The organism is Novosphingobium sp. THN1, from assembly GCF_003454795.1.
Classification (GTDB): domain Bacteria; phylum Pseudomonadota; class Alphaproteobacteria; order Sphingomonadales; family Sphingomonadaceae; genus Novosphingobium.
Genome location: NZ_CP028347.1, coordinates 3,411,805 through 3,428,022, shown reverse-complemented (window position 1 = coordinate 3,428,022; position 16,218 = coordinate 3,411,805). Strand labels below are relative to the sequence as shown.

Annotated in this window: 15 protein-coding genes, 1 pseudogene and 1 other annotated feature; of the genes and pseudogenes, 9 read left to right on the top strand and 7 right to left on the bottom strand. The window is 61.7% G+C overall.

Features of this window, described 5'->3' with window-relative positions; genetic code table 11:
- Nucleotides 1-65 precede the first annotated feature (65 nt).
- A complete protein-coding gene (locus tag C7W88_RS16740; RefSeq protein WP_118074414.1) occupies nt 66-260 on the bottom strand; it encodes a hypothetical protein in 195 nt (64 codons plus the stop codon).
- Nucleotides 261-698: 438 nt separating this feature from the next.
- Here C7W88_RS16740 and C7W88_RS16735 point away from each other — a divergent pair, with 438 nt between their 5' ends.
- From C7W88_RS16735 to C7W88_RS16720, 4 genes and pseudogenes are all read left to right on the top strand, one after another.
- Nucleotides 699-1,031, top strand: coding sequence for a hypothetical protein (locus C7W88_RS16735; RefSeq protein ID WP_109798783.1), 333 nt, complete (start codon nt 699-701; stop codon nt 1,029-1,031).
- Nucleotides 1,021-3,416: pseudogene (locus C7W88_RS16730) on the top strand (type IV secretion system DNA-binding domain-containing protein). The gene C7W88_RS16735 and the pseudogene C7W88_RS16730 overlap by 11 nt, the downstream one beginning before the upstream one ends.
- A 37-nt stretch (nt 3,417-3,453) precedes the next feature.
- The gene (gene mobF, locus C7W88_RS16725; RefSeq protein ID WP_118074835.1) at nt 3,454-6,381 is read left to right on the top strand and encodes a MobF family relaxase; all 2,928 of its coding nucleotides are present in this window, start codon (nt 3,454-3,456) and stop codon (nt 6,379-6,381) included.
- A gap of 70 nt (nt 6,382-6,451) precedes the next feature.
- A complete protein-coding gene (locus C7W88_RS16720) occupies nt 6,452-6,691 on the top strand; it encodes a hypothetical protein (RefSeq protein ID WP_118074413.1) in 240 nt (79 codons plus the stop codon).
- Between the two features lie 23 nt (nt 6,692-6,714).
- Here the strand turns inward: C7W88_RS16720 and C7W88_RS23885 are convergent, their stop codons facing one another.
- The 4 genes from C7W88_RS23885 to C7W88_RS16700 are packed head-to-tail and all read right to left on the bottom strand — an operon-like array spanning nt 6,715 to nt 8,293.
- Nucleotides 6,715-6,912, bottom strand: a complete 198-nt coding sequence (locus C7W88_RS23885) for a hypothetical protein (protein WP_118074412.1) — start codon at nt 6,910-6,912, stop codon at nt 6,715-6,717.
- On the bottom strand, nt 6,912-7,283 hold the full coding sequence (locus C7W88_RS16710) for a DUF5818 domain-containing protein (RefSeq protein WP_240344727.1): 372 nt from the start codon (nt 7,281-7,283) through the stop codon (nt 6,912-6,914). Before C7W88_RS16710 ends, C7W88_RS23885 begins: the two co-directional genes overlap by 1 nt.
- Nucleotides 7,214-7,639, bottom strand: a complete 426-nt coding sequence (locus C7W88_RS23880; protein WP_118074410.1) for a thermonuclease family protein — start codon at nt 7,637-7,639, stop codon at nt 7,214-7,216. Before C7W88_RS23880 ends, C7W88_RS16710 begins: the two co-directional genes overlap by 70 nt.
- 12 nt (nt 7,640-7,651) lie before the next feature.
- Nucleotides 7,652-8,293 (bottom strand): S24 family peptidase, encoded by a 642-nt coding sequence (locus C7W88_RS16700; RefSeq protein WP_118074409.1) that lies wholly within the window; start codon nt 8,291-8,293, stop codon nt 7,652-7,654.
- A gap of 624 nt (nt 8,294-8,917) precedes the next feature.
- Here C7W88_RS16700 and C7W88_RS22810 point away from each other — a divergent pair.
- The 5 genes from C7W88_RS22810 to C7W88_RS16675 all read left to right on the top strand — a co-directional run bounded on the left by C7W88_RS22810 (nt 8,918) and on the right by C7W88_RS16675 (nt 14,291).
- On the top strand, nt 8,918-9,091 hold the full coding sequence (locus tag C7W88_RS22810; protein WP_162896123.1) for a hypothetical protein: 174 nt from the start codon (nt 8,918-8,920) through the stop codon (nt 9,089-9,091).
- Between the two features lie 157 nt (nt 9,092-9,248).
- Nucleotides 9,249-10,477 (top strand): IS3 family transposase gene (locus tag C7W88_RS16690; RefSeq protein ID WP_118074407.1). Its coding sequence is split into 2 segments (ribosomal slippage): nt 9,249-9,537 and nt 9,537-10,477, totalling 1,230 coding nucleotides; the frame shifts between segments, so codons are not numbered across the junction.
- Nucleotides 9,530-9,646 (top strand) — a sequence feature (AL1L pseudoknot). It overlaps the preceding gene by 117 nt.
- Before the next feature lie 9 nt (nt 10,478-10,486).
- Nucleotides 10,487-12,037, top strand: coding sequence for an IS21 family transposase (gene istA / locus C7W88_RS16685; protein ID WP_118074406.1), 1,551 nt, complete (start codon nt 10,487-10,489; stop codon nt 12,035-12,037).
- Nucleotides 12,027-12,806: an IS21-like element helper ATPase IstB gene (gene istB / locus C7W88_RS16680; protein WP_118074405.1), complete on the top strand. Its 780-nt coding sequence runs from the start codon at nt 12,027-12,029 to the stop codon at nt 12,804-12,806. Before istA ends, istB begins: the two co-directional genes overlap by 11 nt.
- Before the next feature lie 382 nt (nt 12,807-13,188).
- Nucleotides 13,189-14,291 (top strand): IS3 family transposase gene (locus C7W88_RS16675; RefSeq protein WP_118074404.1). Its coding sequence is split into 2 segments (ribosomal slippage): nt 13,189-13,450 and nt 13,450-14,291, totalling 1,104 coding nucleotides; the frame shifts between segments, so codons are not numbered across the junction.
- A gap of 52 nt (nt 14,292-14,343) precedes the next feature.
- Here the strand turns inward: C7W88_RS16675 and C7W88_RS24875 are convergent.
- Together C7W88_RS24875 and C7W88_RS16665 are read right to left on the bottom strand one after the other, a co-directional pair.
- On the bottom strand, nt 14,344-14,646 hold the full coding sequence (locus C7W88_RS24875; RefSeq protein WP_118074403.1) for an FAD-binding protein: 303 nt from the start codon (nt 14,644-14,646) through the stop codon (nt 14,344-14,346).
- Nucleotides 14,643-16,205 carry an FAD-binding protein gene (locus C7W88_RS16665; protein ID WP_118074402.1) on the bottom strand — a complete coding sequence of 521 codons (1,563 nt, stop codon included), beginning with the start codon at nt 16,203-16,205 and terminating at the stop codon, nt 14,643-14,645. Before C7W88_RS16665 ends, C7W88_RS24875 begins: the two co-directional genes overlap by 4 nt.
- Between the last annotated feature and the right edge of the window lie 13 nt (nt 16,206-16,218).

The window sequence follows — 16,218 nt, the reverse complement described above, 5'->3', positions numbered from 1 at the left end:
CTTTCTTTTTGCTCGCAGACCGTTCCGGCATCCCTCAGCCGGTACGGGGAGGCGGGTTGCCAGCGTCAGTCGGGGTTATCGGGACGGTCGAGATCGGTGAGCCGCTCCGGCATACCCAGGACCTTCAACGCGGCGGCTTCGATTGCCTCCGCCTGTGTCGGGAAAGCCTCGGAAGAACTGATGGACACCCCGTTCGGGTAAGTGACTGTCGCCTGGAAGCCGTTGCCCTTCGGTGTCGCACTCAATGTGACCTGGCCCATGCGGCGCCTCTTTTCTGCCCGGAATACTGGCTGCATAATAGGCGTCGATCCCGTCTGTGCCTATCGAGATCCGCGGATCGGCTACTTGCCGAGGACCCTGGGAATGGGGATCGCAAAACGCATCATCCGTTACAGGATCAATAGCTGGTTCCTGTCCTCGCAGTTGGGGACAGTTGGGCACACCCTACGCGACTGGTCGCAGGAAAGGTGGGCGGGAAAAATATGCAATCACAGAGGGATAGAGCGAATTTTGTGAAATGGCAGCTTCTCCGTCAAAAGTGACGGGGCCAGGGGCGTTACGTGGATTTGACCAAGGTGAGGCCAAGAATGGCGGAATTTCGCAGTCCTATATGTTCTTGACATGTTCTTGAATCTGACTTAGCTTCGATCTCGCCTTTCGCAATGTGAACCGGGCTCCTGACCACAAGGAGTCCGTGCATGACACGGCCAATCTGTCTCCAGGTTTACATCTCCAGCGAGCTCAGTTCGCTGATCCGCAAGGCTGCCAAGGCCAAGGGGATCAGCATGAGCGAGTGGGTTCGCGCCTTGCTCGCCAATGCCTGCACCGAGGACGAGCTTTCCTCGCGGCTCGACGCTTCCATTGAACGCATTTCCCGCCGCTCGGTGTTCCTCATGGTCGGTGTGGATGCGCTGCTGGCAGGGCACCCCGACCACGCGCTGCGCGGTCGGGCTCACCAGGCTTACGTGCGCAAATGCAAGGAACTCGGTCTTTCCACAGCCGCTGGCGAGGGAGGCTCCGATGAAGCGTAATCTCGTCAACTTCACGCGTGGCAGCCAGCTGCTCGGACACTTCAGCTTCATGTTCGCGGCGGGTCTCAAGGGCCCATTGATTGTCGCCGCGCTGGTGATCTCATGGACCTCGTGGTGGACCATTTCGGCAGGCCTCAACGACCATGAAGTCTATCTCGTCTGGATGCGGATCTACGCTGCCATCTACGGCTTCATGGAGTTCGATCCCGCCAAGAGGATCACCCTCGAAACCGCTTTCGGCGCGACCATCCAGTTTCCGATTGCCCAGCTCGACCACTACCCCCGGTGGTCCATGCGTGGGAGAAGCTGATGGCGCTTCTGACCAGTGCCTTGTGGCGTTCCGGATTCTTATTGGTGCCCGCTTTTGCCGTCTTTTACTGGTTCGCCGAGCGGTTCGGCGGTCGTTCCAAGGAGCGCAAACATGAGCGCGGCGCGATGCTGGTTACGCTCCCCGAGCTCGTCGATGAATTGACCGCGCACAACCGGCGCGAGCGCACCCGTGAGCTTAATACCGCGCTGGGCTGGAAATGGCGGCTCAGTCTGCCGCGAGAGATCGCCCGGGTCTTTCCCTATCGGCCATCGCATATCGCCACGGTCGCCTATCCCTGGCGGCTCGAACAAAGCCACGCAATGCTTATTGGCACCACCGGTATGGGCAAGACCGTAGCAATCTCCGACATGATTGCGGAGGCAAGAGCCAAGGGCCAGCGCTGCGTGGTCTTCGACCTGACCGGCGCCTTTATCGAGCACTTCCATGCGGCCCATTGCGACATCATCCTGAACCCGCTCGATGCGCGCTGCCCCCAGTGGAGCCTCTTCGATGAATGCCGTTCCGAAGGTGAGTTCTGGGCCGCTGCGGACGCCCTCGTGCCCCACGACGGGGGCGGTGAAGCCCAGTTCTGGGTGATCGCGGCACGGGCCCTGTTCGTCGAATTCTGCCTCAAACTCGTGACCGAGGGCAGGGCGACCAACGACGCCCTGGCCCGTGAGCTCATGACTGCGGACCTGTCGCGCGTGCATGCCATGATGCGCGGTACCATCGCCGATCCGCTGACCGCACCGGAAGCCGCCCGCATGGCGGAATCGATCCGGGCCGTTTTCAACGTCAACGCCAAGGCGCTCAAGCTGCTGCCGACTGCCGGACCTCGTTTCTCGGTCCGCCAGTGGATCGAGGACGGGGCCGACAGCGCCACAAGCGAGGGCTCGATCCTGTTCATTTCGGCTCGCTATGTCGACATAAGCGTCTGCGCGCAGCTGCTCACGCTCTGGCTCGACACGGCCATGAATACGCTGATGACGATGCCCCGCACCCGCGATCTCAAGTGCTGGTTCTTCGTCGATGAGCTCGGTGCATTGCATCGCCTGCCGGCCCTCGAGAAAGGCTTGCAGACGGCGCGCAATTTCGGTGGCGCGATTGTTCTTGGCCTGCACGCCTATGCCAAGCTCAAGGAGGTCTACGGCGAGAACATGGCGATGACGCTGGCATCGCTCGCCCGGACCAAACTGATCCTTGGAACCGCCGACCGCGAGACCGCCACCTGGTGCTCCGACTTCATCGGCCATCGCCAGGTCAGGGACATGGAAGAGGGCTACACTTACGGCTACAACAATGCCCGCGATGCGGTCAGCCTGACCCCGCGCAAGCATATCGAGCCGCTCCTGCTGCCTGACCAGCTGATGAACCTGCCGCGCCTGTCAGGGTACATCAAGTTCCCCGACGGCTTTCCCGCCGCACCCGTCAAGCTGAAGCCCGTCGACCGACCCAAGCGGGCGGAGACCTTCATTGCCAGGGTCAAGGAAAGCCCGAAGGCAAGGGTCACGGTGCCCCATCCGGCGGCGGAGCAGGCCGAGCAGAAGGCAGCGCCAACAGGCAGCGAGCATCCCTCGTCCAACGATGACGGAGCGGGCAAGCCGGTCGTCCCAAAGCAGGGCGAACTGGCGCTGGATCAGGGACCGAAGGCCGCGCCGAGACAGGAGCCTGACGCGCCAGCCAAGGATCTTGGTCGAGCAGTGGAACACCCACCCGGCAAGCGGACCAAAGAGCGGGAACCGGCAGCTCGTTCCGGGCAGGAGAAGGCGGGCAAGGCCAGGAAGGAGCGATCGAATACCAGAACCGATGCTCCGCCGCGAAAGGCTGGAACTTCTGCCCGCCCACTTCTCCCGATAGGCGAAGCCGCAGCGGCGCGGGATCAGTCGGCTTCGCCTAAGGGCACGCCTAAGGCCAGCACGCCGGGAACGGAAGGGCTGCAACAGGGCAAGCCGGATAACCCGAAGAGCCAAAGCTCCCGCGATGCCGCCGCGCGCAAGCTGATGATCGAGGATGGTCTGCGGGAGCACGAGCCTCCGCCGATCACTGGTCCCGATCTTGGCGACATGGAGATGTGAGCATGTCGCTGACTGCCTCGGGATGGCGGACCGATCGATGCTGTCGGTAGCCAATGTCCGTACCGCCGGCGGCGCGGCCAACTACTTCGCTGCCGACAATTACTACACCCGGGCTGATGCCGATCGCTCGGGTGAATGGCTGGGGAAGGGCGCTGCCGCGCTCGGGCTCGAGGGGACCGTCGACGCACGGCAGTTCGAGGCGGTCCTTAAGGGACTGCTGCCCGATGGCAGCCGCGTCGGCAGTGACAACCGGGCGCACCGGGCGGGGACCGATCTCACCTTTTCGATGCCGAAAAGTTGGTCGGTCCTCGCTCTGGTGGGTGGCGACAAACGGATCCTCGATGCCTATGCGTCGGCCGTCCGGGAAACCCTGCGCTGGGCCGGGAAGAACCTTGCCGAGACCCGGATGGAGGTTCGGGGCAGAGAGCGTGCGGTCCAGACCGGCAACCTTGCGATCGCGCTCTTCCAGCACGACACCAACCGCAACCAGGAGCCCAACGCCCACTTCCATGCCGTCATTGCCAATGTGACGCTAGGGCCCGATGGTAAATGGCGGGCGCTGCGCAATGACAAGCTCTGGCAGCACAATACTTTGCTCAATGCCATGACGATGGCGCGGTTTCGGCTGAGCGTCGAGAAGCTCGGTTACGAGGTCGGGGAGTTCGGCAAGCACGGTAATTTTGAGGCCGTAGGTGTGCCCAAGGTGGTCCGCGATGCCTTCAGTTCCCGGCGAGCGGAAATCCTACAAGCGGCCGCCCAGATGAACTTCTCAGGGCCAGGCGTGCTCGATGCTGCAACCTTGATGACCCGGGCCGACAAAGGGCGCATCGAAGATCGCGATGCGCTGACGCAGCAGTGGCAGGAAGCGTCTGCGAGGCTGGGCTTTGATCCCGCCACGGTGACTGCCAGAGCCAATGCTCGCAGTGCGCAGGATCTTGGCAATGTGACCGGCTTGGGACCAACCATGCGCGCGCTCGTCCGCAATGTTCAGGCCCTCGCAACCACATTTGCCGAGCGCCTTGGCCTGCGCGAAGGTGACCCGCTGATACCTTCCCGGCTGACCAACCGCAGTGTCGAGCAGGTCGCCGCAATTCATGCAGTCGCCTCGGCTGTGCGGCATCTGGGCGAGCGGGAGGCGGCCTTCAGCCGGGCCGAAATCTACCGTGCAGCGCTTGGCTTTGCGCTCCCGACTTCGCTCGCTGACATCGAGCACCGCGTCGACCAGCTGCTCCGTCAGGGACATCTGGAGAAGGGCAGGGGCGCTGACCGGGAACTGCTGACGACACGCGACGCTATAAGCCTCGAACAGCGCATCATTGCTGGGGTCGAAGACGGGCGCGGCGCTGCACCGGCGATTGTTTCTCCCGACCTTGCGGGGGCCCGTCTGCAGGCCCTGTCCCAGATCAAATACGGCATGACCTTGAACGCCGGACAGGAAGGGGCAGGGCGTTTGCTGCTTGGCTCGAACAACCGGATCGTCGCGATCCAGGGCGTCGCGGGCGCAGGCAAGAGCACGGTCCTCAAACCCGTCGCAGATATCCTGCGCGAGGAGGGCAGAGCCGTGCTCGGGCTCGCGGTGCAGAACACGCTGGTCCAGATGCTCGAGCGCGATACAGGTATTACATCGATGACGGTCTCGCGGTTCCTCGCCCGACACCGCGATCTCCTGGAAGGTGCCGATGCTGACCGTCTCGCCGAGGCGCGGGCGGACATGCGCGGCACCGTCGTGCTGCTCGACGAAGCCTCCATGGTCGGCAATGCCGACAAGGAAAAGCTGGTTCGGCTGGCAAACCTTCTCGAACTCGGCCGCTTTGCGAGCATCGGGGACCGTAAGCAGCTGGGCGCAGTCGATGCCGGAAAGCCGTTCGATGTGATGCAGCAGGCCGGCATTGAGACGGCGCTCATGAGCACCAATCTCCGCGCACGGACAGAGGGCCTTCGAGATGCACAGCAGGCGGCGCAAGAGGGGCGCATCGAAGACGCCATGCGCCATCTCGCACCCCAGGTGATCGAGGTGGGAAATGATGCTGCTGTCGAAGCCGCCGCCGCCTGGTTGTCGCTTTCGACCGCCGAGCGCGAGGCAACCGCAATATATGCCTCAGGCCGAAACCTGCGCAGTGCCGTGAACGATGCGGTGCAGACCGGCCTCAAATCCAGCGGCGAGCTTGGTCCTGAAACCATGCGGCTCCAGACCCTGTCCCGCGTCAACGTAACCCGTGAGGAGCTGCGATATGCGAGCACCTACGCCCCCGGCATGGTGGTCGATGTCGCGCGGCGTCAGCGCAACCAGGGCCTTGCAGCAGGCGAATACCGGGTGGTCGGAACCGATGTGGCGCGCGAGCGAGTCACGCTGGAAAACGAGCGTGGCCGCCAGTTCGAGTTTCGTCCCGGTCAGATCAGGCCGCAAGGTGAGCAGGATCCGCTGCGCCTGTTCGAAGTGCGCGCTCTCGACATCTATACCGGCGACAAGATCCGGTGGACCGAGACCGATCACCAGCGGGGCCTGCTCAATGCCGACCAGGCCCGCATTATCGCTGTCGACAAAGAGGCTGTCGTGGTGAAGACATCCTTGGGCTCAGAGCACCGGCTGGAGCAGGGCGACCCGATGCTCCGCCGTCTCGATCTCGCTTATGCGCTCAATGCCCATATGGCACAGGGGCTGACTTCCGATCGCGGCATTGCGGTCATGGACAGCCGCGAGTGCAATCTGGCCAACCAGCAGACGTTTCTGGTCACGATCACGCGGCTGCGCGATCGTCTCACCCTCTATGTCGACAATGCTGGCAAGCTCGAAGCGGCGGTCGAGCGCAATGCCGGCATGAAGCGCTCGGCGCTGGAGACAGTCGATTTCCTCCGCGATGCGGCAGCCAAAGGGCAGGTCAAAGATCGTGTGGCTCCTGCACCGGAACGCAAGCCGCCAGAGCTTGACCGGTCGATCACCAAGCCATTCGAAATCGGCATATAGCGTGCTGCTGTCCCCATCCGTCCGCACACTGCCGGTTGACGCGAAGTTCTTTATTTGTTCTCATTAGCCCATGCCCCGAATCTCCGATGATATCCTCCTCACGCATCTCGAAGTCGCGCTGGCCGTTGCGCCGGAGCACACGCTCGTCCGCCTCAATGCCGATGATCCACGCGCCCAGCGCAGCGCCAGGGTCGATCTGGCTCGTCATCTTGTCGAGCGCATGCGCGGTTTCACCATCGACGGCGACAGTCATGGCGGTCCAGGCGCGCAGCCATGCCTGTTTCCGGGCGATCTGTCGCCGATCGGATGAACTGGTAGTCTTGTCGAGGAGGGTTACTGGAGTGGCCGGTCCGGGGCGTTGGAGCTCAGCTGAACAATTCGCTTGGCGATAGCCTGCCATGTCCGAATGCCTGCCTCGTCGCCAGCAAGTGCGAGCGCCCCAATCTGCTCGGCGACGTGCAAGGGAGCGTTGTCCCCATGAGTTTGCAAGACATGGTTGGCGCAGGCCCAGAGCTCCCAGTCGCTCAGCATCAGCGCAGCAGGCTGACGACACCGCCAACCGCCGCGTAGAGACCGTAGGCGACGAAGGCTGCAGCAAGGAGGAGTTCGAGCCGGAGTTTGAAGGCAGTCGGACGAGGCTGTCCGGCTGGCCATATCTGGCCACAGACAAATCCGTTGAACCCTGAACGCTCCCCGACCACTTCGACGCGGGCGCCGATGAATTTGCGTACCTGACGGGTGTTGTCGAGTTCCCAAGTCCCGCCATCATCGGTTCGCAGCATCGGTCCATTGGCCGACCGTACGACTATGCCGGTCAGATGCGTGGTGCTGTTCACCGGCAGGCCGGGCCTTTCCAGTAGCGATCCCAGCGCAGGACCTTGCCGGTCTTGATCATGGCGCATGACAGATCGGCACCTGACGGCAGACGGCACCAGGCAGCGGTCCTGTGTCCGCCTGCGGACCCCTCGGAGCGGCATGTCAGCCGCGGACCTCTGACCACCACGTGACCGGTCGAAATTGTTCCCTTCGCGCCGCCCATCAGATGTACAAGGGCGTCGCGCGCCTCAATTGCCGTGGCATTTGGGCAGGGCTGATTGGTGCGGCAGGTGCCGTCCATTTCCCGGGCAGCGATACCGGCGATCCGCAGGTGAGGGCCTTCCGCACACCAGACCGGACCATCGCCATCCCAGACATGGGTTGGCGTGCAGGTAAAGGTCTGCCCGGAAGCGACGATTGAAGCGGCAAGGAGGGCAAGCATCAGAGGACCACCTTAGAGCGCCCGTCCGAACCAGAGAACCCGTCCGACGATGTTGAGCGTGCGCTTCTCGAGGCCGCGCCAGCTTGGATAGGCAGGATTGTCGCTCAGAACCGACGCCCGCTTGCCCTGCGGTTCAAGGGCAATCCGCTTTACGCTCAGCATGTCATCCATGCGCAGCACATAGATCCCGTCTCTCAGCCGCGACTGGCCATCCCCAAGATCGACCATCACCTCGTCGCCATCGTGGAGGGTGGGCTCCATGGAGTCGCCGTGCACGGCGATGATCGACAGGCTCGTTGCCTTGCTTGCGGTCAGTCGGCGCAGCCACTTCTCGTCGAAGCCGAACTGCGCGGACTTGGCTTCCATTTCGGCCAGAGCGCCGTGGCCGGCCGATGCCTCGACATTGAGAACCGGCACATGGACCAGTTCGACGACCGGACCTGAGCGACGGGCAGGGGCTCCAAGAACCTTCTCATCGACCCCGAAAAATCGCGCCAGAACCGAGCGATCCTGCTCGTCCAGCTGCCTCGGGCTGCCGCGCCGAATATACTGCTGGATGTAAGCGGCATTGCGCCCCAACAGGCGCGAAACCGAGGAGTAATTCACCCCTCGTTGCTGGATCAGTTCGTCCAGGGCTCTCCGTGCGTCGTCCATGACTGCCAGTCCTATCGCGGGCACCTAGGAAAATCGATCCTAGACTCTAGGAAGCCTTCCTAGTAAGAACATAACAGGAACGCAAGCTTAAAGCGAGTCTATGGCGATGGAGCTATTGGAGCAGATCGAGGCATATTTGGTGCGTAGCTGCGTTTCGCCCAGCACGTTTGGCAGGCTAGCGGTTAGGGATCCTAGGCTCGTCGGAGACCTGAGGGCCGGCCGAAAGCTTAGGCAGAGGACACGAGAGCGTGTGAATGCGTATCTTGCCACCCGGGGTTAGATGGTTAGCACCGACGTTGCTGCCGTTCGGGCGATTTCTCGCGACTTAATAGTGGACATCTGTTGATACCGCTTGGGCTGCGCTGTCTGGTTGCGACGCTACTCAAGAAGCGAGCCCGCGGCGCAGAGCATGAGCTTCGCCTGCTGGACTACAGCGAATCTTCGCCGGGAAGGATGGGCTGTCGAAGCCATGGATCGCGCCAGACACGACGATGAGTTCGGTTGGCGCGCTGGCGTTGTTGAGGCACTGGACATTGTGCACTTGGTTGGTCCACGATAAAGACGCTGTGGTGCTCTTCCCGGCACGCCTCCCCCTCAGTAAGGTGCTCCCAAAGGGGTTCCTGCTTGTCTGATTCAGCGCTTTTCATTTCCGGTTCTCTGTTCACGACTGATTATCTGGCTGAAGCTATCAAGGCTGATCCAGCATATCTGGCGATAGATGTAGACGGCCTTCGTATTGCGCTGGAGAAGATCGCCGCTGCATTCCCGCAAAGTCACAAGACTGTTGATTGCCACTGAGATTTGACCCGGGGGGGCATAAATTTCCACTGAGAAGTGACCCATGTTCTGACCTTTCCCCTGGCTTTGGCTTCGGGGAACAAGGAGTGATCGACATGGCGTTATGAACCGCCCCGGGATTGTCGGAGGCCCTAACTCCTGAGAGGAAGGGTCTACGATGAGCAAGACGACGAACAAGTTTGCCCCTGAGGTTCGTGAACGGGCGGTCCGCCTGGTGCTGGATCAGGAAGGTGAGCATCCATCCCGCTGGGCAGCGATCACATCCATAGCCGCCATGATCGGCTGCTCGGGGCACACGCTGCTGGAGTGGGTGAAGAAGGCCGAGGTGAACAGCGGCAAGCGTGCCGGCGTTCCGACCGAGTTGGCAGACCGCTTGAAGGCGCTGGAACGCGAGAACCGGGAGCTTCGCCAGGCCAACGAGATCCTTCGCAAGGCGTCTGCATATTTTGCCCAGGCGGAGCTCGACCGCCCATTCAAGCGATGACCAGCATTATTGATGAGCATCGGGGTGAGTATGGGGTCGAGCCGATCTGCCGGGTTTTGCCGATCGCCCCATCCACCTACCATGAGCGTGTGGCGCAGCGTCGCGATCCGTCGCGCTTGTCGCCACGTGCTCAGCGTGACGAGGCGATGAAGCCCGAAGTTCGGCGCGTGTTCGACGCCAACTTCAAGGTCTATGGCGTGCGCAAGGTGTGGCGGCAGATGCAGCGCGAGGGCTTCGATATTGCCCGATGCACGGTGGAGCGGCTGATGCGCGATCTCGGCCTGCAGGGCGTGATCCGGGGCAAGCCAGTGAAGACCACGATCAGCGACAAGGCCGCACCGTGTCCGCTCGATCAGGTGAACCGCCAGTTCCACGCCCCGGCACCGAACAGGTTGTGGGTGTCGGACTTCACTTACGTCGCGACGTGGTCGGGGTTCGTCTACGTGGCCTTCGTAATCGACGTTTACGCCCGCTATATCGTGGGCTGGCGGGCGAGTAGAACGGCGCACGCCAGCTTCGTGCTGGATGCCCTGGAGCAGGCGATCCATGATCGGCGCCCAGTCCATCGTGGCGGCCTGATCCACCACAGCGACCGCGGCAGCCAATATGTCTCGATCAAGTATACCGAGCGCCTTGCCGAAGCCGGGATCGAGCCATCGGTCGGGAGCGTCGGCGACAGCTATGACAACGCCTTGGCCGAGACGATCAACGGTCTTTACAAGGCCGAGGTCATCCACCGGCGGGGACCGTGGCGATCATTTGAAGCCGTTGAATACGCCACGCTCGAATGGGTGGACTGGTTCAACAACCGGCGCCTCCTCGCGCCTATCGGCAATATCCCACCCGCCGAAGCCGAGGCGCGCTACTACGCCATGCTGGACGAAACCCCCATGGCCGCATAAATTAAGCCAATTGGCCTCCGGCAATCCCGGGGCGATTCATTACTGAGTGTAATTCGACGCTGGCATTTCCGTCAGCACATCCCGATCCGAGAGATTGAGCGGCGCAGTGGATTGTCGCGCAACACGATCCGCAAGTACCTGCGGGCGGATGCGGTTGAGCCGAAGTTCAAGGTTCCGGCACGGCCGAGCAAGCTGGACCCGTTTGCGGAGAAGCTATCGGCGTGGCTGCGGATCGACGCCAACAAGTCACGCAAGCAGCGGCGCACGGCCAAGCAGATGTGCGCCGATCTCGTGGTTCTGGGCTATGATGGTTCCTACAACCGCGTGGCGGCGTTCGTGCGGGCCTGGAAGGCCGACCGTCAACGCGACGCCCAGACGAGTGGGCGCGGGACTTTCGTGCCGCTGGTGTTCCAGCCAGGCGAGGCATTCCAGTTCGACTGGAGCGAGGACTGGGCCATAATCGCCGGCAAGCAGACCAAGCTGCAGGCCGCACACACCAAGCTGGCGCACAGCAAGGCCTTCATCGTGCGGGCCTATCCGCTCCAGACCCATGAGATGCTGTTCGACGCCATGACCCAGGCCTTCCGGGTTCTGGGTGGCGTGCCGCAGCGCGGGATATTCGACAACATGAAGACGGCAGTCGACAAGATCGGCACCGGCAAGGCCCGCCAGGTCAACGCCCGCTTCGCCGCCATGGCGAGCCACTATCTGTTCGAGCCCGAGTTCTGCAACCCGGCCTCGGGATGGGAGAAGGGCCAGGTCGAGAAGAACGTTCAGGATGCACGGCGGCGACTGTGGCAGGTGATGCCAGCCTTCCCGGATATCGATGCGCTCAATGCGTGGCTTGAGGTGCATTGTATCGCGCAATGGGGCCTGATCCAGCATGGTGTCCTGCCCGGGACCATTGCTGATGCGCATGCCGCCGAGGTTGCCAGCCTGATTCCGATGGGGCGGCCCTTCGACGGCTTCGTCGAGCATGCCAAGCGGGTATCTCCGACCTGCCTGATATCATTCGAGCGCAACCGGTACAGCGTGCCCGCCTCCTTCGCCAACCGGCCGGTGAGCGTGCGGATCTACCCCGAGCGCATTGCCATTGCGGCCGAAGGACAGATCCTGTGCGAACATGAGCGGGTCATCCAGCGATCTCATGATCTGCCGGGACGGACGATCTATGACTGGCGGCATTACCTCGCGGTGGTCCAGCGCAAGCCCGGTGCCCTACGCAACGGCGCCCCATTCACCGAGATGCCGGCAGCGTTCCGGCAGTTGCAGGGCCAGCTTCTGCGGCATCCCGGCGGCGACAGGGAGATGGTGGAGATATTATCGCTGGTCTTGCATCATGACGAACAGGCCGTGCTGCGTGCCGTGGAACTCGCACTGGAGGCCGGCGTCGCGACAAAGACCCATGTCCTCAATATCCTGCACCGCCTGATCGACGGCAAGGACGCTACTCCGCCAAGGATCGATGCCCCGCAGGCCCTGATCCTGCGGCACGAGCCCAAGGCGAACGTCGCGCGCTACGACACACTGCGGAACAAGGATCTGCGCCATGCGTCATGATCCTGCCAGCGCCGCCGTCGTGGTCATGCTGCGCGCACTCAAGATGTACGGGATGGCCCAGGCTGTCAGTGACCTGACCGAACAGGGGGCGCCCGCGTTCGATGCAGCCGTCCCCATCCTCTCCCAGTTGCTCAAGGCCGAGCTTGCCGAGCGCGAGGTCAGGTCCATCGCTTACCAGATCAAGGCGGCCAGGTTCCCCGCCTACAAGGACCTGGCCGGGTTCGACTTCGCTTCCAGCGAGGTCAATGAAGCCATGGTTCGCCAGCTCTACCGCGGGGAGTTCATCGATGGCGCTGACAACGTGGTGCTCATCGGTGGGCCCGGCACCGGCAAGACGCACATTGCCACCGCGCTCGGTGTGCAGGCCGTCGAGCATCATCGCAAGAAGGTCCGCTTCTTCGCCACCGTCGATCTGGTCAATGCGCTGGAACAGGAAAAGGCCCTGAACAAGGCAGGTCAGCTTGCCGAGCGCCTTCTGCGTCTCGACCTCGTCATCCTGGATGAGTTGGGATACCTGCCGTTCAGCCCGTCAGGCGGCGCGCTTCTCTTCCATCTGCTCAGCAAGCTTTATGAGCGCACCAGCGTCGTCATCACAACCAACCTCAGCTTCAGCGAATGGTCCGGCGTGTTCGGCGATGCCAAAATGACAACCGCGCTGCTCGATCGCCTCACTCACCACTGCCACATCCTCGAGACCGGCAATGACAGCTTCCGGTTCAGAGCCAGCTCGGCCGCACCCAAAACCAGAAAGGAAAAATCACCCGCTTGACCTCAAACCCGCACCGCGGGACATAACCACCACCCGGGTCACTTCTCGATGAAAATCCCGGGTCAAATCTCAGTGGCAATCAACAGTCAAGGCTCTCATCGAGGAAGTTGGGGGCTTGGCGTGCCGCTCTGATTTTCCTTCAGGTTTGGTTAGAGTCCATTGTGAGCTGAGCCTGGCCCCTAGTCTGGTCCGGTCATTGCGAGAAAGACCTGCTCTTTTTGCATTAGTGCAGGCTAGCCTGCACTGGTGCAAAAGGGTGCTCCGCCGGAGTTTGGTGACCGGTGGGATAGGAAGAATATCAGTGATCTGATCCCGGAAAACTGGATCGCTTGGAGTTAGAGTTTTTCGCCGTAATCTCCCTGGCTGGGAGGAGCGAAGGACGATGAAGGCATCAAGGTTTTCTGACGCCCAGAAGGCATTCATTCTGAAGCAGGGAGCGGACGGTGTTCCCGTGGCGGACATCTGCCGCAAGGCCGGGATCAGCCAGGCGACCTACTTCAACTGGAAGAAGAAGTACGATGGCATGCTTCCGCCGGACATGCGCCGACTGAAGCAGCTCGAGGATGAGAACGCAAAGCTGCGCAAGCTTGTGGCGGACCTGTCGCTCGACAAGGAAATGCTGCAGGACGTCATCCGCCGAAAACTGTGAGGCCTGCTCGTAAACGCGAGCTGGTGAACGGGGTTCGCAGTGATTGGGGTGTGTCGATCCGCCGGGCCTGCCGGGTTCTGGAGATGGACACCTCGACCTACCACTACAAATCCCGCCGCCGCGAGCAGGCCGGCATCGAAGCCCGCATCCGAGAGATCTGCGAGACGCGCGTCCGCTACGGCTACCGCCGCGTCCACGTTCTTCTTCGCCGTGAAGGCTGGGAGATCAACATGAAGCGAACCCATAGGATTTACAACGAGTTGGGCCTCCAGCTCCGCAACAAGACGCCCAAGCGCAGGGTGAAGGCTAAGCTGAGGGAAGACCGCTGCGCGGCCTCCCGCGTCAATGATGTTTGGGCCATGGACTTCGTCCATGACCAGTTGGCGACGGGCCGTAAGATCCGCGTTCTGACCGTCGTGGATACGTTCTCGCGGTTCTCACCGGTGCTCGATCCTCGGTTCAGCTACCGCGGGGAGGATGTCGTCCAGACCCTCGAGGCGACCTGCGCCGTGGTCGGCTATCCAAAGACGATCCGGGTCGACCAAGGCTCCGAGTTCATCAGCCGGGACCTGGATCTGTGGGCCTACACCAGGGGCGTGACGCTCGACTTCTCCCGGCCGGGCAAGCCCACTGACAACGCGTACATCGAGGCGTTCAACGGACGCTTCCGGGCAGAGTGTTTGAACACCCACTGGTTCCTGACGCTTGCAGATGCCCGCGAAAAGTTGGAGGAGTGGCGCAGATACTATAACGAGGATCGGCCGCACGGTGCCATCGGCAACAAGCCCCCGATCACCCTGATGAATCCCGGTGACGCACCCAGCCCGTCACCGTGACCCTGGCCGGGAAACTCTAACCCCGGGTGGTCCAGAGAATGGTGTCGGATCATCAGGCCGGCAGACTCTCGTTAAGACTGCGGGGCCAGCGGGGGCAAGTCACGACTTCCCTAGGCTCATGCGCCAAGGTCTTATGATCGGTTGCTTCTTGCGCAATTGTTTTGGCGGCTAGATAACCGAAAGTCAGAGCCGGTCCCAGCATTGCGCCTGCTCCGGGATATGTTCCGCCCATTATGCTCGATGCGGCTGTGCCAACCGCGAACAAGCCTGGGATTTCAGTACCCCTATCCGTCAGGACACGCCCCACTGAGTCTACGCGGATTCCAGCAAAAGTGCCAATGTCGCCAGGTATCATCCGGATTGCGTAGAAAGGTCCCTTCCCAAGGGGGCAACGCAGGGATTCGGCTCGTTGGCTGCATCACCGGCTGCTCGCTCGTATGCCGTTCCGCCCTTATTGAACAGCGGGTCATCACCCCGGATGGCATGACTGTCATGGGCTGCAACGGTTTTGACGAGACCCTCGGCATCGATTCCCAGTTTCCCGGCAAGATCTGATAGTGTCTGGCCTTTTAGCAGATACCCATTGCGCAGAAATGGCGAAATCCGGCCCGGCGAAGCCGGAACACGACCGAGACCATAGGCCCGAAGGTGACGATGGCTGGTGACGAGGTAGAACTCTGCGCTGGCCTTGCTGGCACTATGCCGGAGCATCTGCCCTACGAAATCGTGATAGTTGGTCGCCTCGTTGGCGATCCTGTTGCCGCTGCCGTCAACTACGATCACCCCTGGCTTTGCCCTGTCGCCAAAGTGGGGGGTTAGCCAGTCTGCGCCATCCGGTCTGGGAATTATGGACACCGGGGTGAAGGCTGCGGGCTGCACAAGAGTGTTATCGATGCTTCCGCCAAGCTTGCGAACAAGATCGAGGCCCGAGCCGTCATTGGTGTCAGGCAAGTGTGAGCGATGCTGCTGGCCGGCCCTGACATGCGGCAGGAATTCGATTTGCTTCTGACGATTTCCCGAGAAGCTGCCGGTAGCGATGACGACGGCACGGTGCGCATTTACCTGTCGCCGACCTGATGGATGCGCGACTATGGCTCCGAGCACCCTGTCGTGTCTGCGGACCAGCTCCAGGGTTGACGTATTTGTCCAGAGGGCAACCTTCCGCTCGATAAGTGTCAAAGTCAGCCTGCCGACCAAGGCGTTGCCCATGACCATTCGGGTCCCGCGACGGTGGCCCAGCAGGCGATCGCGCATGTGTTTGGCAAGCATGCCGCAGACATGCAGCAGGGACGGCAATGATCGCGTGAAGCGCGAGAAATGAGGAATGTCGAGCCGACCGAGGGACATCCCGCCGAAGATCATCGATGCCGGCATGGGCGAGCGGATTGTCTTGAAATGTTTGCCCAGGCGACGGCCGTCGAACGGCACGGCGCCCAACGACCTGAGCCCCTTGGTTGCGCCCTCCAGGTCAGTGAAGTAATCGACAACTGTTTCGAGCAGTTCATACTTGAGATGGCTGTTGTCTTCGAGGAACGCCAGGGCTGTGGCAGCGTTCCTGACATAGGTTTCAACCCTGTCCCGATCGAAATTGTCGCCAATCACGCGTGCGAGATACCCGATCGCTGCTTCTTCGCTGTCATTGGCAGATCCACCTGCCTGGCGGTTGAGCGGTACCCAGACCTCGCCACCGGAAATCGCACTGGGACCACCAATATGCGCTGCATGCTCCGTCAGGATGACTTTGAGACCAAGAACGGCGGCAGTGACCGCCGTAGCAAGGCCAGCAGCACCTGAGCCGATAACCAGGACGTCACAATCGAAAACCTCATCCCGCATATCGAACTTCCAAATTTCCGTAGCCGTATTTGAATTGACCAGGAGGCAAGGTCCATCTACTAGCATTGTATGCAGCATGTCGACAATGTGT